22 protein-coding genes, 1 tRNA gene and 1 pseudogene are annotated in these 21,877 nt (G+C 59.9%); 18 read left to right on the forward strand and 6 right to left on the reverse strand.

Translation table 11 applies throughout. The annotated features are described in order from the left end of the window. Positions 1–1,676: 1,676 nt before the first annotated feature. The 3 genes from F1563_RS12745 to F1563_RS12755 all read right to left on the reverse strand — a co-directional run bounded on the left by F1563_RS12745 (position 1,677) and on the right by F1563_RS12755 (position 2,606). On the reverse strand, positions 1,677–2,012 hold the full coding sequence (locus F1563_RS12745) for an HD domain-containing protein (protein ID WP_002527213.1): 336 nt from the start codon (positions 2,010–2,012) through the stop codon (positions 1,677–1,679). A gap of 109 nt (positions 2,013–2,121) precedes the next feature. Beyond that, positions 2,122–2,367, reverse strand: a complete 246-nt coding sequence (locus F1563_RS12750) for an HD domain-containing protein (RefSeq protein ID WP_002527214.1) — start codon at positions 2,365–2,367, stop codon at positions 2,122–2,124. Positions 2,368–2,520: 153 nt separating this feature from the next. After that, positions 2,521–2,606 (reverse strand) — tRNA-Leu (locus F1563_RS12755). Between the two features lie 139 nt (positions 2,607–2,745). Between F1563_RS12755 and F1563_RS12760 the strand changes: the two genes are divergently transcribed. Both F1563_RS12760 and F1563_RS12765 read left to right on the forward strand, forming a co-directional pair. Next, positions 2,746–4,110, forward strand: a complete 1,365-nt coding sequence (locus F1563_RS12760; RefSeq protein ID WP_002527215.1) for a M20/M25/M40 family metallo-hydrolase — start codon at positions 2,746–2,748, stop codon at positions 4,108–4,110. Positions 4,111–4,112: 2 nt separating this feature from the next. Continuing rightward, positions 4,113–5,420, forward strand: a complete 1,308-nt coding sequence (locus F1563_RS12765) for a citrate synthase (RefSeq protein WP_002527216.1) — start codon at positions 4,113–4,115, stop codon at positions 5,418–5,420. Positions 5,421–5,430: 10 nt separating this feature from the next. On the opposite strand, the gene F1563_RS12770 is transcribed toward F1563_RS12765, so the two are convergent. Next, positions 5,431–6,405, reverse strand: a complete 975-nt coding sequence (locus tag F1563_RS12770; RefSeq protein WP_002527217.1) for an aldo/keto reductase — start codon at positions 6,403–6,405, stop codon at positions 5,431–5,433. 84 nt (positions 6,406–6,489) lie between these two features. Here F1563_RS12770 and F1563_RS12775 point away from each other — a divergent pair, with 84 nt between their 5' ends. The 6 genes from F1563_RS12775 (at position 6,490) to hisG (ending at position 10,239) form a co-directional block, all read left to right on the forward strand. Beyond that, complete coding sequence (locus F1563_RS12775; protein ID WP_227432023.1) at positions 6,490–6,873, forward strand: histidine phosphatase family protein; 384 nt, start codon at positions 6,490–6,492, stop codon at positions 6,871–6,873. Beyond that, on the forward strand, positions 6,870–7,448 hold the full coding sequence (locus F1563_RS12780) for a DUF3090 domain-containing protein (RefSeq protein WP_002527219.1): 579 nt from the start codon (positions 6,870–6,872) through the stop codon (positions 7,446–7,448). Before F1563_RS12775 ends, F1563_RS12780 begins: the two co-directional genes overlap by 4 nt. Then, the gene (locus F1563_RS12785) at positions 7,448–8,248 is read left to right on the forward strand and encodes an SCO1664 family protein (protein WP_081414853.1); all 801 of its coding nucleotides are present in this window, start codon (positions 7,448–7,450) and stop codon (positions 8,246–8,248) included. Before F1563_RS12780 ends, F1563_RS12785 begins: the two co-directional genes overlap by 1 nt. Positions 8,249–8,316: 68 nt before the next feature. After that, positions 8,317–8,988: a nicotinamide riboside transporter PnuC gene (pnuC, locus tag F1563_RS12790; protein ID WP_036958271.1), complete on the forward strand. Its 672-nt coding sequence runs from the start codon at positions 8,317–8,319 to the stop codon at positions 8,986–8,988. Positions 8,989–9,060: 72 nt separating this feature from the next. Beyond that, positions 9,061–9,327: a phosphoribosyl-ATP diphosphatase gene (locus tag F1563_RS12795; protein WP_002527222.1), complete on the forward strand. Its 267-nt coding sequence runs from the start codon at positions 9,061–9,063 to the stop codon at positions 9,325–9,327. Between the two features lie 57 nt (positions 9,328–9,384). Continuing rightward, the gene (gene hisG / locus F1563_RS12800) at positions 9,385–10,239 is read left to right on the forward strand and encodes an ATP phosphoribosyltransferase (RefSeq protein ID WP_002527223.1); all 855 of its coding nucleotides are present in this window, start codon (positions 9,385–9,387) and stop codon (positions 10,237–10,239) included. Positions 10,240–10,300: 61 nt separating this feature from the next. Here hisG and F1563_RS12805 read toward each other — a convergent pair whose 3' ends face one another. After that, entirely contained in the window at positions 10,301–10,906 is a 606-nt protein-coding gene (locus F1563_RS12805; RefSeq protein WP_002527224.1) for a hypothetical protein, read from the reverse strand. Between the two features lie 119 nt (positions 10,907–11,025). Here F1563_RS12805 and F1563_RS12810 point away from each other — a divergent pair. The 7 genes and pseudogenes from F1563_RS12810 (at position 11,026) to pheT (ending at position 17,803) form a co-directional block, all read left to right on the forward strand. Beyond that, a pseudogene (locus F1563_RS12810) lies at positions 11,026–11,468 on the forward strand (SseB family protein). 201 nt (positions 11,469–11,669) lie between these two features. Then, complete coding sequence (gene infC / locus F1563_RS12820) at positions 11,670–12,452, forward strand: translation initiation factor IF-3 (RefSeq protein ID WP_241270821.1); 783 nt, start codon at positions 11,670–11,672, stop codon at positions 12,450–12,452. A gap of 100 nt (positions 12,453–12,552) precedes the next feature. Further along, the gene (rpmI, locus tag F1563_RS12825; protein ID WP_002514222.1) at positions 12,553–12,759 is read left to right on the forward strand and encodes a 50S ribosomal protein L35; all 207 of its coding nucleotides are present in this window, start codon (positions 12,553–12,555) and stop codon (positions 12,757–12,759) included. Positions 12,760–12,862: 103 nt separating this feature from the next. Beyond that, on the forward strand, positions 12,863–13,234 hold the full coding sequence (gene rplT / locus F1563_RS12830) for a 50S ribosomal protein L20 (RefSeq protein WP_002527229.1): 372 nt from the start codon (positions 12,863–12,865) through the stop codon (positions 13,232–13,234). A 1-nt stretch (position 13,235) separates the two neighbouring features. Then, positions 13,236–14,057, forward strand: coding sequence for a TrmH family RNA methyltransferase (locus F1563_RS12835; protein ID WP_172623715.1), 822 nt, complete (start codon positions 13,236–13,238; stop codon positions 14,055–14,057). Between the two features lie 120 nt (positions 14,058–14,177). After that, positions 14,178–15,287 carry a phenylalanine--tRNA ligase subunit alpha gene (pheS, locus tag F1563_RS12840; RefSeq protein WP_002527232.1) on the forward strand — a complete coding sequence of 370 codons (1,110 nt, stop codon included), beginning with the start codon at positions 14,178–14,180 and terminating at the stop codon, positions 15,285–15,287. After that, positions 15,284–17,803, forward strand: coding sequence for a phenylalanine--tRNA ligase subunit beta (pheT, locus tag F1563_RS12845; RefSeq protein WP_002527233.1), 2,520 nt, complete (start codon positions 15,284–15,286; stop codon positions 17,801–17,803). The genes pheS and pheT overlap by 4 nt, the downstream gene beginning before the upstream one ends. A gap of 70 nt (positions 17,804–17,873) precedes the next feature. Here pheT and bioB read toward each other — a convergent pair whose 3' ends face one another. Continuing rightward, positions 17,874–19,040, reverse strand: coding sequence for a biotin synthase BioB (gene bioB / locus F1563_RS12850; RefSeq protein WP_002527234.1), 1,167 nt, complete (start codon positions 19,038–19,040; stop codon positions 17,874–17,876). A 58-nt stretch (positions 19,041–19,098) separates the two neighbouring features. Between bioB and F1563_RS12855 the strand changes: the two genes are divergently transcribed. The 3 genes from F1563_RS12855 (at position 19,099) to tyrS (ending at position 21,652) form a co-directional block, all read left to right on the forward strand. Continuing rightward, entirely contained in the window at positions 19,099–19,665 is a 567-nt protein-coding gene (locus F1563_RS12855) for a TetR family transcriptional regulator (RefSeq protein ID WP_007433405.1), read from the forward strand. A 98-nt stretch (positions 19,666–19,763) separates the two neighbouring features. Continuing rightward, complete coding sequence (locus tag F1563_RS12860; RefSeq protein WP_172623716.1) at positions 19,764–20,312, forward strand: arginine repressor; 549 nt, start codon at positions 19,764–19,766, stop codon at positions 20,310–20,312. An 83-nt stretch (positions 20,313–20,395) separates the two neighbouring features. Continuing rightward, positions 20,396–21,652, forward strand: a complete 1,257-nt coding sequence (tyrS, locus tag F1563_RS12865; RefSeq protein ID WP_002527237.1) for a tyrosine--tRNA ligase — start codon at positions 20,396–20,398, stop codon at positions 21,650–21,652. Positions 21,653–21,877: the final 225 nt, after the last annotated feature.

Raw genomic sequence — 21,877 nt, forward strand, 5'->3', positions numbered from 1 at the left:
CCTACTTTCGTCCCCAGACTCCCAGCACAAGCTAGACACCGTCCATGCCCACGCCCACAGCACTATCCACCGCCCTAGACCTCATCCACGTAGATGCCCAGGCACCACTCAGCGGCCGGTTCTGCCAGGCCACCACCAGTCGGCTCAACCTCGCCACAACCACTCCTCGCAACCAACCCACCCCAAGCCCCCCACGCTCAAAACACCTCACCAAACCCAGCAACCCCACATCGAAGTCAACCATGTACAAGCCACAGACACCACCATGTCCCCTCACCAACCATGACAACCCGGCACACAACCAACTGGACACCCCCAGGTGATCGATCGTGGTCGCGGATCCAGAGGGCATGCTTCAGGGCGTCCAATGTGAGCGGGGTGGCTACCCGTGTGGTGGCCCCCTGGTCCACAATGCGGCGGAGGAACGCGTCGACGACGAACGCGATGTAAACCGTCCCTGACTACGTCGAGATAGAGGTGAAATCGGTAGCCCAGAGTCGATCCGGACGTGCCGCCCAGAACTGCCTGCTGCCGCTGTCAGCGGGTCTTGGTGTCCTCGTCAGAGGGTACGGGCTTGGACTTTCGACGCCGTGGCCCCCTGCCAGCTTTGAGATCGGTAGAGGCGTTCGATCTTGCAGCGAGCAGCATCATAGCTTTGCTCGCGCAGGGACAGCCACCTCTTCCGTGCCCCGAGCCTGGTGAGGAACTGGTTCTGCTTTTGTAAGTGACTAGCGCGGTGTCTGCTGATTTGACGACGATCGCGGTGTTCATAGCAAGTACTTGTGGTGATCGTGCAGCTGTGCTCGGACGGCACGCGACAGATTAGCTCGCTCCCGAACCGGTGGTCGTGAGGGTCGAGGGGGTGACGAGCTATGTGGGCGGTGGAGCTCTGCGGTAAAGAAAGCCAAAGCTGCCTTCAAAATCTTGTTCGTTCTGCGAAGCTCCGCGTAACTCCTTGTGCAATCGCTTCAACTCAGCTGGCTGCGACGCTGTCCCCGGCTGAGAGCCTTGGTTGATCCCGGCCTGGCACACTTACCTGCCCAGCCGTTCAGGCAAACCGATTCCAGGTATTCCGCGACGGAGTTGATCGTAGCAGTCCGATGCAGATTCCCTCTCGGACTCCAACACCATCCCAACGGCTCGTTCTTCTTAACTCCGGGGAGCACTCCGGCACACGTGGCATGAGAGTGATCCTTTCAACGAATTCACTCTCCGAATACGCCAGCATCTCAATGTGCGCCGAGACTGACCTGAGATCAGCCCTGTGACAGCCGGCGAACCCAAGTGGCCTGCTGATTGGTGACTGGTGTGTTTCTGATGCGACCACTGTGCTGTTTGCTCGGACCGGTACGACCGCCATGTTCACGACTGGACTGTCAGCTACCCTGGCCGATACGGATCGAACGTGGCATCGATCGTGCGATGGATACCGCGAATGGTGCCCGGTTTCTCTGACTGACGCCGGTGAGGCACGGCCCAATCGGGCCGGGATGTGCCGAGTATCGACCTGCTAATCTTTACCTTGCTTGATGAGGATTCGTTCACGCAACGACAGGGGCAAACATCTGGTCTGCGTCCATCTCACGACCGGTAAGGCGCCGGAGAGGGGAAGGTGCGGACAGATGACGGCCTCGCCTTCCCGGTCGTCGGTGGCCGGGTATGTTCTCGGGTATGTTTTAAGGGAACAGCGATTCCGAGCTGGCGATCCCTTCGGTGACGGTGACAAGCGTTTTCGTGGGCACTTGAATCTGGATCGGCATCGGGGCTGACACCCACCTTGGTAGGAACTTGTCGATACCAGTGTAGGCGGCCACGGCGTTAAAGGCCTCATCATCGTGGGTGACCGGCCATAGCGAGTCCCCATCTGCGAGTGCGTGGTGGACATCGATAATGCCGCCGAGGGTGGGATTGGTCCCATGATGACTACCGACGACGAAGGCGACGACCCTGTGCGGGTCTCGCGGACGAGCATGACACGACCTCAACCAGTCCGCGACATGGATTTGTCCCAACGGCTCCGTGAAGAATCGGTGTTTCGGGGGTCTTGATAATGGATCCCTTGCGCACCATCTGATCGCACAGATACCTCGTTATGGCTCCACTGCAGCGGGGCCGACGCGCTTAGTGCGCGAACTGCAAACTGATCTTGCCGGCGTCGTATTTTCCGGCTATGAAGCCTTCAAATGCCCGGGCTGTCTCCTCGCCTCTCAACCCACTCGAATAACAGGGACCTGATGGCTGGAACTGCCACAGCCCGGCCATGATTCCGGTGGAATCCTCGAGGTGCTGGACAACAAGTAGCCATCGTCCAGATTCGCCCACCTTGCCCCAGCACACCCGGGCTTGATCAGACCAGGTGCCAAGCATCGCTCCACCTTGTACTGACGTACGCTGCTAGCAACCAAGGACAAGATGCTTAACCGGCGAGAGCAACAGCACTCCGACAACCCCTGGACAATCCCACCTTGCAATACGAAAAATTCCCGACCAAGAATACCTGGTCGGGAACCAATCCCGCAGTGTCCGAGAGAGGACTTGAACCTCCACAGCCTTAATCGGCCACTAGCACCTCAAGCTAGCGCGTCTACCAATTCCGCCACCCGGACTCGGGCCACCGGCCCTGCGCTACCGCGCCGCACCGGACAAGCACAGAACTATAGTCAGCGTTCGACTCGCAACGCAAATCAGCGTCTATTGAGCGCCCCGATTGCAGATGACAACCCTCCCCAGTGACACAATCGCGACATGTCAGATCTCTTCAGCATGACCTTCGAGGACCTTGTCGATGGGCCAGATTGCCCGCAGGCCGAGGTTATCGATATCTGCTCGCGGATGATCCAGATCGACTCGCAGAACTTCGGCCCGCAGGACGCCCGGGGCGAGATCGAAATGTGTCACTACGTAACCACACTCCTCAACGACATCGACGTCGACGTGACCATCCACGAATCCGAACCCGGCCGTGCCACCCTGGTCGCCGAGTGGGCGCCGAACGGTACCGACATGACTCGCCCCGCCTTGTTGCTGCACGGCCACAGCGACACCGTCCCCTTCGAGGCCGCTGACTGGACCCATCCCCCGTTGTCCGGCGAGATCCACGACGACTGCGTATGGGGCAGGGGAGCCATCGACATGAAGGGGTTTCTAGCGATGGTCCTCTCGGCTATCCGGGCTCGTCAGCGTCGAGGTGAGCTGCCGTCTCGCCCCATCCGCTTCATCATGTTCGCCGATGAGGAAGGCTCAGGGACCCTCGGCTCAACATGGCTCGGCGCCAATCATCCAGAGGCCTTTGATGGCGTCACCGAGGCCATCAGCGAGGTCGGCGGTTTTTCCCTAACGACACCGCAGGGAAAGCGAGTCTACGCCGTGCAATCCGCAGAGAAAGGTCTGTGGTGGTTCCGGATGAGCGTCACCGGAAGCGCAGGGCATGGGTCTATGCGCAACCCAGATAACGCCGTAACCCATGTGCTTGATGCCCTGTCCCGCATCGGCTCCCATCAGTGGCCTGACCTACATCACCCAGTCCAGGAAGAGTTCCTCGACCAGGTCGCTGCCATGTGGGGTCTGACGATTGACCGGGACGACCTCGAATCCAGTCTGTCTCCCATCGGACCTTTGTCGCGCATGGTCGCTGCCTGCTGCGCACACACTGTCACCCCAACGGTGTTATCGGCGGGGTACAAGGTCAACGTCGTTCCGACGCGTGCCAGCGCCGAGGTTGACGCCCGATTCATTCCCGGGGCCGAGGAGGACATGATTTCGACAATCAAGTCATTGGCTGGTCCTGGAATCGACTTCGAAACGATCTCTCTCAAACCGGCAACAGCAGCGCCCTTCAACGGAGCCGCCGTTCACGCAATTCGCCAGGCCATTGATGCTGAGGACCCGGGAGCCGTCGTATTGCCCTACCTCAACTCGGCAGGAACCGACGCCAAAGGGTTCGCGGTCTTGCCTGACGGCCGACGAATCAACTGCTACGGCTGCACACCGCTGAGACTGCCCGCCGACTTCGACTTCATCAGTCTTTTCCACGGAGTCGACGAGCGAGTTCCCGTCGAATCCCTCGTTTTCGGTGCCAAAGTCGTCGATCACATACTGCAGGAGGCCTGACGATGAGTGTCCCACATCAAAAGCTGGAGAACGGTGCAACGGCAACCCTTATCCTGGACGGCCAAGAATACACTTTGTCCGTCCTGACAGGAACCACCGGCGATCGAGTCATCGACATCTCCAACCTTCGCCAACTCACCGGCGGAGTGACAACCTTCGATCCGGCCTTCGCCAACACAGCGTCATGTCGCTCGGCGGTTTCGTGGATCGACGGCGAAAAAGGAGTGCTCACCTATCGCGGCTTACCTATCGAGACCTTGGCTAAGGAACGCGTCTCCTTTGTGGAAACTGCATGGCTATTGATCTTCGGCCACCTACCCACGGAGGCTCAGCGCGACGACTTCCGGAACCGATTGACCGAGTACTCGGCCTTACATCGGTCGATGAACCTTCACTTCAACGCCTTCCCACCTAACGGCCACCCAATGGCGATCATGTCGTCGATGATCAACGCGATGAGCACCCACGACCGTCCGCGAATCACTGACGAGGAGTCCTTCACTGACGCGGCGGCCAAGCTCATGTCCAAAGTAAGGACGATCGCGGCCGCTTCTTACAAGGCGTCAATTGGGGAACCAGCAATATACCCGCGCTATGACCTCAAATATGTCGAAAACTTCATGCACATGATGTTTTCTCTGCCGTACCGCGACTACGAGCCGGATCCGGTGGCGGCGAGGGCTCTCAACCTGTTCTTCGTGCTGCATGCTGATCACGGCCAAAACTGTTCGACCTCGACGGTACGAATGGTTGGGTCCTCAGGCGCCAACCTTTTCACCTCATGCTCAGCCGGAGTATGCGCTCTATGGGGAGACCGCCACGGCGGGGCCAATGTCAACGCTGTGCTCGCACTGCAACGCATCCATGATTCTGGCCTCACCCCACGCCAATACCTGGCGAAGGCCAAGGACTCAGGGGAGAGGATTTCTGGCTTCGGGCACCGCGTCTACCGCAATTGGGACCCCCGAGCGAGAATTTTCCGAAGTGTCGTCGGCCCGCTGCTCGACACCATGCACAAACCCGACCCGCTGCTCGACGTCGCCATGGAGTTAGAAGAAGCTGTCTTGGCTGACGATTACTTCATTGAGCGCAGGCTGTACCCCAACGTGGACTTCTATTCCGGAATCGTTCTGCGCGCGCTCGGCATCCCACTCAACATGTTCACTGTCATGTTCGCCATTGGGCGAATGCCCGGCTGGATCGCCCACTGGAAAGAGGTTTTTGAGGATCCATCGACGAGGATTTCCCGTCCTCGCGAGCTCTACAATGGTCCGGTATCGACTCCGTGGGTGCCACGCGGGGAGCGCTGAACTGTTCGACCTAAGCCTCGTCGCGGGCGAGGTTTGGTCCTCCGGTGATGTCGTCGAGGGCTGAGGTGATCTCCTTGGGAAGAACAACCTCGTCAACCCCGAGTAACTCCTCGAGCTGTGAGGTGGTCCGCGGCCCGACGAGGGCCGAAGCCACGACAGGAGCGTCACGCACCCATGCCAGCGCGATCTGCGGAACCGTCGCTCTCAGCCCGTCAGCTGCCCTCACAATGGCCTCAACGACAGCGCTGGACTTGCGCGTCAGGTAAGGCTGCACGAACCATGACAGGCGATCAGAACCGCCCCGGGAGTCCTTCGGAGTTCCGTGTCGATACCGGCCTCCTAGCACGCCGCGCCCTAGCGCTGACCAAGCCAACAGCCCCATTCCGTGGTGCTGGGCCGAAGGAGCGACCTCGATTTCTGCGCGACGGGCCAGCAACGAATACTCCACTTGGTTACTAACGAGGGGAGTCCGTGCTTCGGTTACCCGCTGCCAAGTTGCCGCCGTGGCGGATTGCCAGCCCACGAAGTTGGAGACCCCAACATATCGGGCCATTCCCGATCTCACGGCGTGGTCAAGTGCCGCGCAGGTTTCCTCAATGGGGGCATCTCCCCAGGCATGAACCTGCCAGAGATCGACGTGATCGGTATGAAGACGGCGCAAGGACCCTTCGAGGTCCCGCAGCAGCGCACTACGTGAGGTATCAACGACTCTCTTATTGCCTTCGACGATGAATCCCGCCTTAGTGGCGATGACGACGTCGTCTCGACTGATGTCGGTATGAATGAGTTTTCCGATGAGTTGCTCGGCGAATCCACCTCCATATGCCGGTGCGGTATCGACGAGATTGCCACCGGCGTCAATGAAGCGACGAACCATCGAGCGAGCCTCACGGGCATCGGTTTGTCCGCCCCATGTTAGGGATCCCAGCCCAATGGCAGACACCTTGAGGCCGCTGGCCCCGACGGTTCTCATGCGCATGTGCATCCTCCTCGTCCAGATCACCCTAACGGAGGACCCTCAAGCCGACGTTGAGCCAAGCCCGCTCCTCTTGCACACCAGGTCTACGCAATACAGACCTCATGGCTCACCTTCTCCTCATCCGCCGCGGACGCACTAAGGCCAACGCGAACGGCACCCTCGCCGGTTTCTCATGTCCGTCAGACAGCGGAGATGGTTATCAAGGAAACCGGTTGGGCATGTCCGGTCCATATTGATGCGGATCTTGTTGAGTGTGACTACGGGAGCTGGTCCGGGCGATCCTTGATGGGTCTCACAAACGAGCCGGGATGGCGTGCCGACGTCGACAACCTGCCAGAGGTCGTGTTTCCCAACGGCGCCCCGACGAGCCTGCTGTGGTGGCATCGAGTGCTGGACAGCACCTTGGTGGCGACGCTCAGTGAGACAGTAGCCAACCTACGCATCTCGATCACGTGGCTAGGGTGGGGACTATGACTCGTCGTACCTTCCGACTCGAACGACCCGAACGCGTGGTGGTCGGCACCGTGGGTCAGCCGGGAGCTCGTGTTTTTCATCTGCAAGTCCGTGAGGGGCTCCAGCTCGTGACGGTCCGTTGTGAAAAGGTCCAGATCAACCAGCTTGCCCTCCAAATGGACAGGATCTTGGACGGTCTTGCCACTCACGTTGCGGATGTATTCGTCCCACCGTCAGTTGACAACCCAGACGATTTGAATCCTCTCGATGCACCACTTGAGGAAGAATTCACCGTTGGAACGATGGCGATGGCTTTTGACGATGAAACCAAGCGCATCGAGGTCGAGATGTACGCCGTCAGCGATGACGAACTTATGATCGATGATCCCGCGATGCTGCTGACGACCCTTCCCGAGGCGGCTCCAGATTCTCTGGAAATCCTCATGACGACGTCCCAAGCCCGCCAGTTCGTTGCGAGGTGTCGCGTCGTCGTCGCATCCGGGCGCCAATACTGCCCATACTGTTCCCACCAGATTCTCTCGGCCAAAGGCCACCTGTGCCCGCGGTCGAATGGTTATCGCAGACCACTAGTGTGATGAGCGCGACAAATCCCTGGAATTTGCCATCTGCTCCCGGGCCGAGAGCTCCATGGCGCGTCGAAGGGGCGTTGCCTGGTTCCAGTAACGGTGCGTTGTTGGTGTGTGATGCTGACCTTCGACTGTGGGTGTATAAACCAGTAGCCTATGAGCATCATCTCCATGATTTCCCGTCAGGCACCCTCGCCAGACGGGAGGTGGCGGCACATCTTTTGTCCCAGGTGATGGGTATCTGTCTCGTGCCGTTGACGGTTCTTGTCAACGATGGGCCGCAAGGGCCTGGGTCGATGCAGCGTTGGATCGACGACGACGTTGAGAATCCTCTGGTGCGTGCGGACGTCACTGAGCGTCTTCCACCGCATTGGCACGGGTTTCTGCTGGGGGTCGACGAGGATGACCGCGAGATTGGGCTTGCGCATTCTCCTCACCCGGCGCTGCGTGCACTGGCTCTTTTTGACGCCGTTGCGAACAATGCTGACCGCAAGGGTGGGCATGTGTTAGTCGGTCCGGATCCTGATCTCGGTGGTACTGCCCAGGTGTGGGCGGTCGATAATGGCTTGGTCTTTCACACGGATCCCAAGCTCCGAACGGTGCTGTGGGGGTGGGCCGGTCAGCCGTTGGAGCCTGTCGAGGAGATGATGCTCGACGAGATCCTCAACATTGCTGACGTTGATTTCGAAGGTCTCATCACCTCAGATGAGATTGACGCGGTGAGGCAGCGCGCCCAAGGTCTTCTGGAGTTTGGTGCTTTCCCCGGCCCCAGTGGATTGAGGCCTGCCTTGCCGTGGCCTCCGATATGATGCGACGTCCCGTTGTCGATCTGCGAGAATAGGGCGGCCACTTGTGGGTGGTCGGAAAGGTGTGTGCTGTGTCTGACATTCTCAAGTCCCTGCTTAATGCCCAGCTTGATGTGGGACTGGGAAAACCGATCCTGTGGCGTGAGATCGTGGGAAATCTTTTCGGACTTGCCTCGGCCCTCGGTGGTGCTCGACGTCGAATATGGGCTTGGCCAGTTGGGATCATCGGCAACGTCATCCTTTTTACGGTTTTTCTCGGTGGGGTGTTTCATACTCCGCAGGACCTCAACTTGTGGGGCCAGGCCGGGCGTCAGATCTTTTTCCTTGCGACAAGCGCTTATGGGTGGGTGGTCTGGGCGGCGACTCGGCGCAATAATGGCGCGTCCCAGGTGGCTGTTCACCCTCGCTGGGCCACTCGTAGAGAACGGGTTCTGGGGCTGACTGCTGCCGTCATCATGTTGGTTGTCTTCTATTTCGCTCTCAAAGCCCTGGGATCTTGGGGGCCGCTGTCGGATTCGTGGATTCTCACCGGATCGATCCTTGCGACCTGGGGGATGGCACGAGGCTGGAACGAGTTCTGGTTCATATGGATTGCCGTCGATATCGTCGGCGTCCCACTCCTGGCTACGGCCCGGTACTACCCGAGCGCATTCATGTACGTCTTTTATGGAGCCTTCTGCCTCTGCGGATTCGTGACGTGGTGGCGTGCCCAGCGCGCGGCCACGAACGGCACCCGCCACTGATGTGAGGGGAACAGCGGTCCGTCACGTGGGCCCACCGGCGACGATGTTTGGGCAGTCGGTAGCCTGGCACGTGTGAGCAAGACATTCGAGGAACTCTTCGCCGAGCTGTCCGCTAAGGCACAGACCCGTCCTGCAAGTTCGGGAACCGTCGAAGAGCTCGACCGTGGAGTGCATGCCATCGGTAAGAAGATCGTGGAGGAAGCCTCCGAGGTGTGGATGGCAGCCGAGTACGAAAGTAGGGAGCGACTGGCTGAAGAGATCAGCCAGGAGATCTATCACCTCCAGGTCATGATGATTAAGCAGGGCCTGACCCTCGACGACGTATACAAGCATCTGTAAATTCCCGGACGTACCCGATCTATCATCGGTATCCCTGATATTTCCTGAGGAGACTTAATGCCCGACCTGCTGCGCGTCGCCGTGCCGAATAAAGGTGCTCTTTCGGAGGCAGCATCTTCCCTGCTTACCGAGGCTGGCTACCGCCAGCGCACAGATCGTAAAGATCTCACCTTGGTTGACGAGGCTAACGGAGTGGAATTCTTCTATTTGAGGCCTCGCGATATTGCGGTGTACGTGGGGGAGGGGACGCTGGACATTGGCATTACCGGACGGGACCTCTTACTTGATTCCAAGGCAGATGCCGCCGAGATCAAGGGGCTGGGGTTTGGTCATTCGCGCTTCCGTTTCGCCGCCCCGAAGAGCCCGAAAAACACCATTGAAGGGCTAGCGGGGAAACGGATCGCCACCTCTTACCCCGGCCTTTTGGGTGCTTTTCTGACAGAGCGGGGGATTAATGCTCACCTCATCTACCTGGATGGTGCAGTTGAGTCGTCGATCCGACTCGGAGTTGCTGACGCGATTGCTGACGTCGTCGAGACTGGGACAACATTGCGCAGGGCTGGTCTTGAGGTTTTTGGGGACGTCATTTTGGAGTCTGAAGCCGTGCTGATTCAGCGCCGGGACTTTTCTGGTAGCACAACATTTGATCATTTTATACGTCGTATTGATGGTGTGAGTGTCGCTCGTAGCTACGTCATGGTCGATTACGACGTTCCCGCTGAAGCTCTTGATGCCGCCACCGCCCTGACACCAGGACTCGAGGCTCCCACAGTGTCGCCGTTGTCCAAGGATGGCTGGTACGCCGTGCGAGCCATGGTGCCGCGCACGGCAGTGCAAGGTCTTATGGACCAGCTATGGGATGCTGGCGCCCGAGCGATCTTGTCGACGGAGCTATCTGCGTGTCGCTTGTAACCAGATATCCGTCTGTAACCGGAGCCTGAATTTAGGGGACGGCAGTGTCGGGGACGAGGAATCATTCAATCCCGCGCTTGCGCAGGATCTCTTCCAGCTCGGCGTCTTCGTCCTTATCGGCAGCCGAGGCCGAGGTTTTCGAGTGGGCTGTGGGCTTTGACATGCGTACCGGCGCGTCGGTTGGGGTTCGCTGAGTCCCCGAGGCAGCCTGCGAGGGGGTCGCACCCGGAGTAACACCGGGTGTCGGGCTTCCTGTGGGATTGGGGGCCGAAATACCTGTCGAGCGAGAGCTCTTGCCCTGCGAGGCGCTGCGCGCCTGCTTACGGTCAATATGGTCTTGGCGACGTTGGCGTCCCGTCTCTCGGTCGACCGGCGACATGAACCCAGCCGCAAACCAGGCGACGAGGCCCACAGCGATAGCGATGACGCCGATCCACGTCGTCGTTGTCATAGCCGTTCCAGCGAACCAATCCACGACGAGGTGGATAGCCCGGACGAGAAGCCGCATCAGACCGGTTAGTACCAGACCAACAGGAATGAGTGCCAGGCCCAGTCCGCGCAGCATGGCGCGCGAGGAGCGCCGGGAGAACCACCCCGACAAGGCCCATAGCAGTGGCAGGATGACCAGCACAATGGTGACGACGGCAACGACGGTCGTTTCGCTCATACCTCCACTGTTTCACACCCAGGGGGCACTTGGACTCTGAGGCTCGCTGACCTGGGCGTTCGGTATCTACGAGTAGTGTTCTTTAGGTGTCAGCTCCACTAATTCCGATCGGCGGCGACATGGGAGACGCCGATCCTAAAGTGCGCGCTGCCCTGGCCTCCTGCCTCACCGACGATGCGGCTGCCTACCGAACGTCACATACCTTGAAGCGATATCCATTTTGTGTGCGGATGCACGCCTATTCATGCCAGTGATGGCAAATAAGGAAGGGGAGCTCGGCGCGGTGAAGTTCACCAACGAGCACGGAAACACCGCTCTGTTGGCATTCACCGGGATCGATTCTCTCACAGCGTGGGACTCGCGAGCTCGTCCGGTTCCGGGACCTCTCCCAGACCTTGCAGCCACCGTTGCCGAGGTGGGAGCTGAGGCCCTCCTCATCGACGTTGCTGGTCCGGCTCCATTTGTCATCGGAGCTGATGTCCTCAAGCCCATCGAGGATGGAGCACACCTTGTGAAACTTAATGATGGTTGGGGATGGATGCACAGCGTGGGTGTCTCGTGACCCGGTCAGCTTTGCCTGCCGTCATCTCGCTACCCTCAACCGTCATTTGTGATGCCGTCATCTTTTGCCGTAACATGGGTGAAGCGATCAGTACAAAACTGGTTTTGCGTAAGCGGGGGCCTGACCTCCCACCTAGGCGGATTATGTTCGGCGGGTCATGATGAGCTTCGTTAGTTCGTCTGGATGTGTGCGCATCCGCATGTGTCAGGTCTTCGCGCGTTCGCGAAGGCCTTTTTCGTATCCGGATCGTGGAGGCGCAGATGCGCGACATCGAAGAAGACAGACATCCGGGAGGACCCCATCAGTACTGAACCCCGCATCAACGAGCGGATTCGCGTTCCCGAGGTGCGCCTGGTCGGCCCTAATGGCGAACAGGTCGGCATCGTCAGGGTCGAGCAGGCCCTGCAGCTTGCCCGCGAGCAGGACCTTGACCTCGTCGAGGTGGCTCCGCAGGCCCGGCCCCCTGTCGTCAAGCTCATGGACTACGGCAAGTTCAAGTACGAGGCGGCTCAGAAGGCCCGGGAGTCACGACGCAACCAGGCGAACTCCATCATCAAGGAGATGAAGCTTCGTCCGAAGATTGACGACCACGACTACGAGACCAAGAAAGGCCACGTTCTGCGGTTCCTCAAGGCCGGTGACAAGGTCAAGATCACGATTATGTTCCGTGGTCGTGAACAGTCCCGACCGGAGCTTGGTGTCAACCTGCTGCGTCGTCTTGCTGACGATCTGACTGAGTACGCGACCGTTGAGTCTCCTCCCAAGCAGGAGGGACGCAACATGCTTATGATCCTGGCCCCGACTCGTAAGAAAAACCAGGCCAAGGCAGATCAGAAGGCTGAGCGTGACCGTCGCGCCGCCGAGCGCGCCGAGGCTGCTGAGGCTGATAAGGCCTACGAGGCTGCCCAGCGGGCTGCTGCAGGCACTGCAAAGAAAAAGAAGAAGGGTCCGGCCGACAATATGGACCCCGACATCGACCTCTGAGCGTTGCTCAGAACCAGGTGATCCGGTTCCCACCGGTGAGCCAGCCCGGGACCTTCCCTCCGGTTCGCGGGACGACATACATGAACGAATGGAGCTATCCATGCCCAAGATGAAGAGCCACTCCGGGACGAAGAAGCGTTTCAAGGTGACCGGCTCGGGCAAGGTCACCGCTCGCAAGGCCGGCAAGCGCCACCTCAACGAGCACAAGTCCTCGCGTGTTACCCGCCGTCTGACTGGCGAGACCGTGCTGTCCAAAGGCGAGGCCGCCAAGGTTAAAAAGCTGCTCGCTGGCCATCCCGGCCGCTGACGAGCGCTGACGTCGTGATTGACGACGTCCCCAAGTCCACTGGGCGGCATCCGCCCCGAACCCCTCACCCGGGACTGACCCGGCAGATCCAAGGAGAATCACTATGGCACGCGTGAAGCGTTCTGTGAATGCCAAGAAGAAGCGTCGCGAGGTCCTCGAGCAGGCCTCCGGTTACCGTGGACAGCGCTCCCGCCTGTACCGCAAGGCCAAGGAGCAGACCCTCCATTCGGCCACCTACTCGTTCCGTGACCGTCGTGCCAAGAAGGGCGACTTCCGCTCGCTGTGGATCCAGCGCATCAATGCTGCTTCCCGCGCCCAGGGCATGACCTACAACCGTTTCATCAACGGTCTGAAGAATGCTGGTGTCGAGGTCGACCGCAAGGTGCTCGCCGAACTTGCCGTCTCCGACATTGATGCTTTTAACAGCCTCGTCGAGGTCGCTAAGGCCAACCAGCCACAGAACGCTGCTGCCTGAGGTGGTCATGACCGGCGGGCCGAATGACGACCATTCGGGGTGGGATCGCATCTCGAAAGGGTCATTGCGTTCGGCCCGTCGTCTTTCATCTCGGCGCGGACGCGATGAGTCCGGGCTGTTTCTGGTAGAAGGCTCGCAGGCAGTTCGCGAAGCCCTGGCATGGCCAGGCAAGGTCAATCTGTTGGCGACCTCGGACCCAAGCCGCGATGCCGAGCATATTGAGGCGGCCGAGCACCGTGGCGTTCGAATTGCGGTGCTCACCGACGAAGACGTCAATACGCTCTCCGACACTGTCACCAGCCAGGGAGTCTTCGCAGTGTGTCGCCAGGTCACGCGCCACAAGTTGCCCGACGAGGATGTGCGCCTTGCCGTCATCTGCGCTCAAGTGCGTGATCCCGGAAACGCCGGAACGGTCATCCGCTGCGCTGACGCTTTTGGTGCCGACTGTGTCATCTTGACGCGAGGATCGGTCGATCCACATAACCCCAAGACGGTTCGCTCCTCGGTTGGGTCGATCTTTCACTTGCCCGTCATTGTCGGTGTCGAACTGGCCGACGCAGTTGAGTGGGCCCACCAACGCGAGATGTCCGTACTAGCTGCCGACGGGGGAGGCCACAGCCTTGACGCCGTTGCTCGGTCGGGACGCCTCAAGCGACCCATTGCGTGGTTGATGGGTAACGAGGCGTGGGGTCTTCCCGAGGCCGACCGAGCTTTAGCTGATGAGGTCGTGGGAGTCCCGATGTGGGGGGCTGTCGAGTCTCTCAACCTTTCAACCGCGGCCGCGGTCGTGCTGTACGCCACGGCGAGTGAGCAGCGAGCCTGAGGAGCGCAGGGCAGTCGTCCATCCGGCGTCGATGCCACTAAACTTGTGGACGCTAGTCGTACACGTGCGCCCGAAGCAATCGGGCGTTTTCCAACGTCAACCCATCAGGGGGGAAGGCCCATGAGTGGCCCCAATACGAATTATGACCCGGTCCAGGTAAGCATCCTGGATGCCGACGAGGTCGAGGCCCGGGTGGCCGAGGCTTTGGATGCTATTGCCGGGGCTTCCACTACTGCCGAGCTCAAGCAGGTGCGTATCGCTCATACCGGCGACAGGTCGCCGCTGGCTTTGGCTAATCGCGAAATCGGTGCACTGCCACCCGCTGCCCGGAAGGATGCCGGAAAGCGCATCGGACAGGCTCGGGGCCGGGTCAACCAGGCTCTCAAGGCTCGTCAAGAAGAGCTTGCTAAGACTGAGCTCGAGGCCCGGCTCGCAGCCGAGACCATCGACGTCACATTGCCGGTCGTCACTTCGCCCCAAGGCGCTCCGCACCCGATCACGGCCCTCATCGACGACATCTGCGACGTGTTCACCGCCATGGGTTGGGAAGTTGCCGAAGGTCCCGAGGCTGAATCCGAGTGGTTCAACTTCGACGCTCTCAACCTCGGTCCCGATCACCCGGCTCGTGCTTTGCAAGACACGCTGTGGCTCGACCCGGTTACTGACGGCAAATGCATGCGCACAGCCACCAGCCCGGTGCAGATCCACACTCTGCTAAAGCAGCAGCCTCCGGTGCGCATCATCAGCCCCGGCAAAGTGTTCCGCGCTGATGAGTACGATGCCACTCACCTTCCAGTCTTCCACCAAGTCGAGGGGTTGTGCGTCGATAAAGGCATCACGATGGGCCACCTCAAAGGAACCGTCGATGCCTTTGCCCGCGCCATGTTCGGCGACGTGCGTACTCGTTTCCGCCCGCACTACTTCCCCTTCACTGAGCCCAGCGCTGAGGTTGATTTGGAATGTTTCGTCTGCCATGGGGCCTCGGTTGGCAACCCAGACCGTCCGTGTCGTACGTGTCGTTCCGAGGGTTGGATCGAGTGGGGAGGCTGTGGGATCGTCAACCCGCGGGTGCTGGTCGCCTGCGGTATCGACACTGACGTCTACTCCGGTTTCGCCTTCGGTATGGGCATCGATCGCACGGTGATGTTCCGCAACAATGCCCCCGACTTGCGCGACTTCGTCGAGGGTGACGTCCGATTCAGCTGCTCTCTGACGGGAGGAGCACGATGAAGGTTCCCATGTCTTGGCTACAGGCCTTGGTCAATCTGCCAGATGGCACGACCACCGACGATGTCGTACAGGCGCTGACCAACCACACAGCCACCGTCGAGAAGGTCGAGGTTGTCGGCGGAGAATTGACCGGTCCGCTCGTCATCGGGCACATCCTGTCCTCGGTTCCCGAGCCGCAGAAGAACGGCAAGATCATTAATTGGTGTCGGGTCGACGTTGGGCCTCGCTACAACGCAGAAGGACACCCCAACAACGTCGAGGAGGGGATCGAGGGTCGCGGCATCGTCTGCGGTGCCCCCAACGCCGTTGAAGGCGCCTGGGTTGTCGTGTCCCTGCCGGGTGCCGTGCTCCCTGGCGGATTTGCCATCAGCGCCCGCAAGACATACGGCCACATGTCTGACGGCATGCTGTGCGCTTCCGACGAGTTGGGTATCGGCGTCGACCACACCGGCATCATCACCCTGCCGTCCTCGGTGGAGGGCCATCAGCTCGTTCCCGGCGAGAACGCCCTGCCGATCCTTGGGGTCCCCGAGGAGGTACTGGATGTCGACGTTACCCCGGATATCGGCTACTGCATGTCGATGCGCGGCATCGCCCGCGAGGTGGCGCACGCCATGTCGGTACACTTCCGCGACCCCTACGACGAGGACCCAATCGGTCCGGTACACGGCCCCGTCGCGGTGGACGTCCACTCCGACGACTGCAGCCAGTTCATCGCTGTTCCGGTCAGTGACCTGGCCCCCGACGCCCCAACCCCCAGATTTATCGCCGACCGCATCACCCGTGCCGGGATGCGTCCGATCAACCTGACTGTCGACGTCACCAACTACGTCATGTTGGAGTCCGGTCAGCCGCTTCACGCCTATGACGCCGACAAGGTTAGTGGCACGCTCGTCGTCCGTAATGCCCACGATGGCGAGCACCTCGTGACCCTCGACGACACCGATCGCACCCTCGATCCCGACGACCTGGTTATCGCCGACGACTCGGGTGCCATTGCTCTGGCTGGCGTCATGGGAGGTGCGGCCACCGAGATGACCGCTGAGTCAACGTCGATTATCCTTGAGGGCGCTCACTTCGATCCGATGACGGTGGCTCGTGCCTACCGACGCCACAGGCTCGGGTCGGAGGCGTCTCGTCGCTTTGAGCGGGGCGTCGATCCGGTTTGTGCCCATACCGCAGCCGTTCGGGCCGCGGAACTGCTGGCCCAGTACGGCGGTGCCACTATCGGTGAACCTACCGTCGTTGGTGAGGTCCCCGAGATGCCACGCCAGACGATCAACGCTGACTTACCTAGTCGGATTCTTGGCACGAAGGTGTCAACCGAAGAGGTCATCGAGATCCTGACGCGTTCTGGAGTTAAGGTGACCGCTTTGGGAGACTCCCTCAACCTTGTTGCGCCGAGCTGGCGTCCTGATCTTGTTGATGCCTATGACTACGTCGAGGAGATCGGCCGCAAGATTGGGTTTGACCGTATCGAACCTGTGCTGCCCCCGAGCCTGGGGGCTAGTGGTCTGACGAAGGGCCAGCGGGGCCGTCGTCGGGTGCTGCGTTCAATCGTGGAGGCTGGTTTCGTCGAGCTCATCACCTTGCCGTTCATCGGGGATAAGGATCTCGACGTTCTCGGCATCAGCGGTGACGACACGCGTCACGCGACTGTCAAGCTGGCCAATCCGCTTGACTATACCCACCCCTACCTACGCACGACCTTGTTGCCAGGCTTGTTCCATGCGGTGACGACGAATATGTCGCGGTCCCAGGAGGATCTCGCGGTATTCGAAAGCGGAACTGTCTTCCGCGCCGTCTCCCCGGCTGCGGCGCCGCGCCCCGGTGTTAACGAGCGTCCCGCCGATGACGTCCTTGCCGAGATCCATGCCGCCCTGCCAGCTCAGCCGCGCCTGCTTGCTGCTGTTATCTGTGGTAACTGGTTGCCAGATCGTTGGGACGAACAGTCGGTGAAGGCTGACTGGCGTCACGCTGTGCTGGTCGCCCAGAAGGCTGTCGATGCCCTCGGTGTGACGCTGGTGCGCAAGGCTGACCGTCAGGCCCCATGGCATCCGGGTCGCTGCGCGGCTCTCACTGTGGATGGGAAGGTCATCGGCCATGCTGGTGAGCTTCACCCCACGGTGGTGTCGAAGGCTGGTCTGCCGCAGCGTACCTGCGCGGTCGAACTCGACCTTGACGCTCTGGTAGCTGCTGCTCCCCACGGTGGTCAGGTCACGGCCATCTCAAGCTTCCCCGTTGCCAAGGAGGATGTTGCCTTGGTCGTTGACGAGTCTGTTGCTGCGGAGGATGTTCGTGAGGCTCTTATCGAGGGCGCAGGGTCATTGCTTGAGTCCGTGGAGCTTTTCGACGTCTACGAGGGTGAGCAGGTGGGTAACAAGCGTAAGTCGCTGGCCTTCAACCTGCGATTGCGGGCTGCCGATCGAACCTTAACCGACGCCGAGGCTGGTGAGGCTCGTAACGCTGCGGTGGCACGGGCTGAGGAAGCCTATGGTGCTCAGTTGAGGTCCTGAGCTTTCCATTGTATATGCACCGCGGGGCCGACACTATGTCGGGCCCCGCGGTGCTTGACACTTGAACAGCTCAGGCGTTCGCTGGAACTTCGGTTCCGATGCCACGATGACGGATCGGAACCGCGTTGGTGGGCAGGTTCGCCGCACGATACGAGTTGACCTCGGTGTGAACCATCGGCTGGCCATCGGCTCCCTCGGGAACGAACCCGCCATCCTCAATCATCTGCAAGTCGACGGCGCCGGCAGCCCCCTCGCTGGTGAGGTAGTCGCCGAGGAAGATCGAGTTGACGACTTCAAGGGCCAGCGGCTGCATGGTGCGGATGTGCTGCTCGCGTCCGGCAGCGGCGCGCACCTCGGAATCGGGGTGAACGAAGCGCACCATGGCTAGGCGCTTGAGGCACCACTGCGGGGTAATGTGCTGGGCTCCACCGGCCAGCGGAGTGCCCTCGAAGGGGAGTAAGAAATTCACCGGTACCGAGTCGACTCCGTGCTCGCGCAGGTCGAAGATGACATCGACGAATTCTTCGTCGGTTTCACCCATTCCGGCGATGACGCCGGAGCAGGGCGACAGACCGTTGCGCTTGAGGACCTCAACGGTGTCCATCCTGTCCTCGTAAGAGTGGGTGCTGCAGATCTCGCCGTAATGGGAGCGAGCGGTATTGGCATTGTGGTTGTAGGCGTCGGCACCAGCTTCCTTGATTGAGGCAGCCTTCTCATCGTTGACGAATCCCAAACAGACACACACCTCGACGTCAGGGTGGTCGGATTTGAGAGAACGCACCATGCCATTGACTCGCTCGACGTCTCGCTGAGACGGGCCATGACCGGATGCCACCATGCAGACACGTCGTGCACCACCGGCAATACCAGCCTCGACAGCGTCATGCACCTTCTGTGGGTCGGCCCAGGAGTACTTCATGATTTCGGCGCGCGATCCCAGACGCTGCGAACAATAGGAGCAGTCTTCGGGGCATAGGCCCGATTTCAAGTTGACGAGGTAGTTGAGGCGAACTCGGTTATCGAAGAAGTGGCGACGAACCTTTCCGGCGGCGGCGATGATCGACATGAGCTCGTCATTACTGCTGCGAAGAACCTCGAGGGCCTCCTCACGGGTGATGGACTCCCCGCTCAGGCCGCGCTCGGTCATATCGGCTAGATTCAGCAATGCTCTGGTCCTTCCGAGACTGGAGACGTCCTGAACACTGTTCAGGATTGAACGGGGTTCAATGTAGTCCATGAGGCAGCGCCAATGTGGGCCACCCCCGGAAATGGTGTCGTCGTCAAGGGGAGTCACAGTGAGCCTGACGAAACCGGACGTTGTTCGGGCAGGAGTAGAGATTCTTGACGCCTACGGACTTGGGGACCTGTCTATGCGACGTGTGGCTGAGCGTCTTGGAGTCAAGGCTGGCGCGCTCTACTGGCACGTTGCCAATAAGCAGAGCTTGCTGGCTGCAGTGAGCGACGAGATCCTCGCTGCTGACGGAGGCCCAACGGCAGTTCCGTCTCAGGATACTGAACTTGCCAACGGGGTGAACGAATGGGCGCAATGTTTTAGAGCGACCCTTCGTGCCCACCGTGACGGCGCTGAACTCGTCGCATCAACGATCTCGGTTGGGCTAGGAGAGATTGATCCAACCGTGGGTCTGCGCCAATTCATAGAGCGTCAGGGGTTTTCTGGCAATCGTGCGGATTCGGTTTGCCGGGCCTTGGTGCACTTGGTGCTCGGGCACACGATGGAGGAGCAAACCCGTACGCAGTTGCATGACCTTGGTGTGCTGAGCGAGATTGATTCGGCTAGACAAGATGACGACTTTGACCTTGCCCTGGCTATTTTCGTTGCCGGTCTTAACTCTTTATTGTGACCTAGCAAGTGGACTTCTCGGTCTACCATGATGCATACTTATGTAGTAACGGGAATGTTTAGTAGGCGCTCATGCTGAAGCGTAACCGAGGGGGTTTCATGAGTGAGGGGCACTCTGCACCAACCTCACGTGCGGCGCGGCATGCCCGGATTCGCGCCTTAATTGAGGAAGGGCGAATTTCTTCCCAAGCTGAGTTGGGAGAGATCCTTGCCTCCGAGGGCTTCGTGGCCTCACAGGGTACTTTGTCACGTGATCTCGTCGAGATCGGTGCTGTGCGTGGACGTGATCATACGGGAAACCCGTGCTACTCGATTCCTGAAAGTGAGCACCCTTCCGATGTGACGACAGGATCACCGGCGTGGGCCAAGCTGGCAAGGATGACTAAGGAACTGTGTGCTGGGGTGCGGAACAACGAGTACCTCGTTGTTCTCAAGACGCCACCTGGTGCAGCCCAGTATTACGGATCTGCCATCGATAAGGCGGGTCTGGACATCGTGCTGGGGACAGTTGCTGGAGACGACACCATTGCGTTGATGTGTGCTACTGGTGTGGATGCGGGAGAGGTTGCGGATGCCTTCTCGCAGATGGCTGTGACGGGCGTACCGGCTGAGATTCTGTCGAGGTCGGTGCGTGAGGAGTTCGCTTGAACATACTGACGGCCTGGATAGGCCAATCGTTAGACTTACGGTCAGTCGGCCTCGCACGAGGTCGTTGACGAGAGGAAAGTGACGTGTCGGATCTGTTGGACGACCTAGAGTGGAGGGGCTTCATCGCCGATTCCACCGACCGTGAGGCACTGAAGGCCGAGTTTGCCCAAGGACCCGTCACTTTTTATGTGGGCTTTGATCCAACCGCTAAGAGCCTCCATATCGGCCATCTCGTCCAGCTGATGCTGGTGCGAGCCCTCCAGGAGCGCGGCCATAGGCCGTTGCTCCTCGTAGGCGGGGCGACTGGCCTTATCGGTGATCCGAAGATGACCGGTGAGCGCCGGATGAACGATCGCGAAGTCGTTGCTGGGTGGGTCGAGTCCATTAAGGATCAGGTAAGCAAGTACGTCGACACGGATGGCCCGAATGCTGCTCGGATCGTCAATAACTACGACTGGACAGCTGAGTACACGGCTCTGAACTTCCTACGCGACGTCGGTAAACACTTTTCGGTCAATCGGATGCTGGCCCGCGACGTCGTAGCCCGGCGGTTGGAAAGCGGCATCTCATACACCGAGTTCAGCTACGTCCTACTGCAATCGCTGGACTTTTACGAACTCCATAAACGCTACGGCTGCACTTTGCAGACGGGGGCTCAGGATCAATGGGGCAACATTACCGCCGGTGCTGAGTTCATCCGCAGGACTACCGGTGACGTTGTCCATGGGTTGGTGACCCCATTGCTTACCAAGGCTGACGGCACCAAGTACGGCAAGACAGAGTCTGGGACGGTGTGGGTGGATCCTGAGCTGACGAGCGCCTATGCCTTCCATCAGTTTTTCCTCAATGCGGAGGACTCGAAGGTCATTGAGTACCTCAAGATTTTCAGCCCCCGTTCTCGGGAGGAGATCGAGGAACTTGCCCGTAGGACCGAGGAGGAGCCCTGGCGCAGAGCGGCTCAGCGTTGCCTTGCTGACGACTTGACCGATCTGGTCCATGGCGTCGACCAGCGCAAAGCGGCTGAGGCTGCAGCTCAGGCCATCTTCGGATGCGGTGAGTTGGGTGACCTTGACGAGCGGACGGTCCTGTCTCTGGCTGACGAGCTCGATGCCGCTCATTGCGATGGAGGCGAATATCCAACAGTGGTTGACGCGATGGTTGCTGCTGGTGTGGTCGACACAAAGTCAGCGGGCAAGCGTGCCGTCACCGAAGGGGGCGCCTACCTCAACAATGCGAAGGTCACTGAACCTGATCAGCGTTTGACTGACGACGACTTCCTCTGTGGCCGTGTCGCCTTGGTTCGGCGTGGAAAGAAAACAGTGGGTGCTCTGATCCGCTGAGTTATCTTGAGCATGATCTGCCCGGGGCCGCTAGCTAGTGGCCCCGGGCTTTCTATGTGCGGTGATGTGCGCCAGGGGAGAGACGATGGCCATCCAGGTTTGCGTTGGTGGTGGGGTGTGTGTAATGTTTGGCGGGCCGTCGGGGGCTGCTTGGAGTGGTTTGAGTGGTTCTGGGTGGTGGCTGGTTCTGCTGGTTGGCTTTCGGGATTGCGGTTTTGTGGTTTC

Origin of the sequence: Cutibacterium modestum (assembly GCF_008326345.1) — a bacterium.
Classification (GTDB): domain Bacteria; phylum Actinomycetota; class Actinomycetes; order Propionibacteriales; family Propionibacteriaceae; genus Cutibacterium; species Cutibacterium modestum.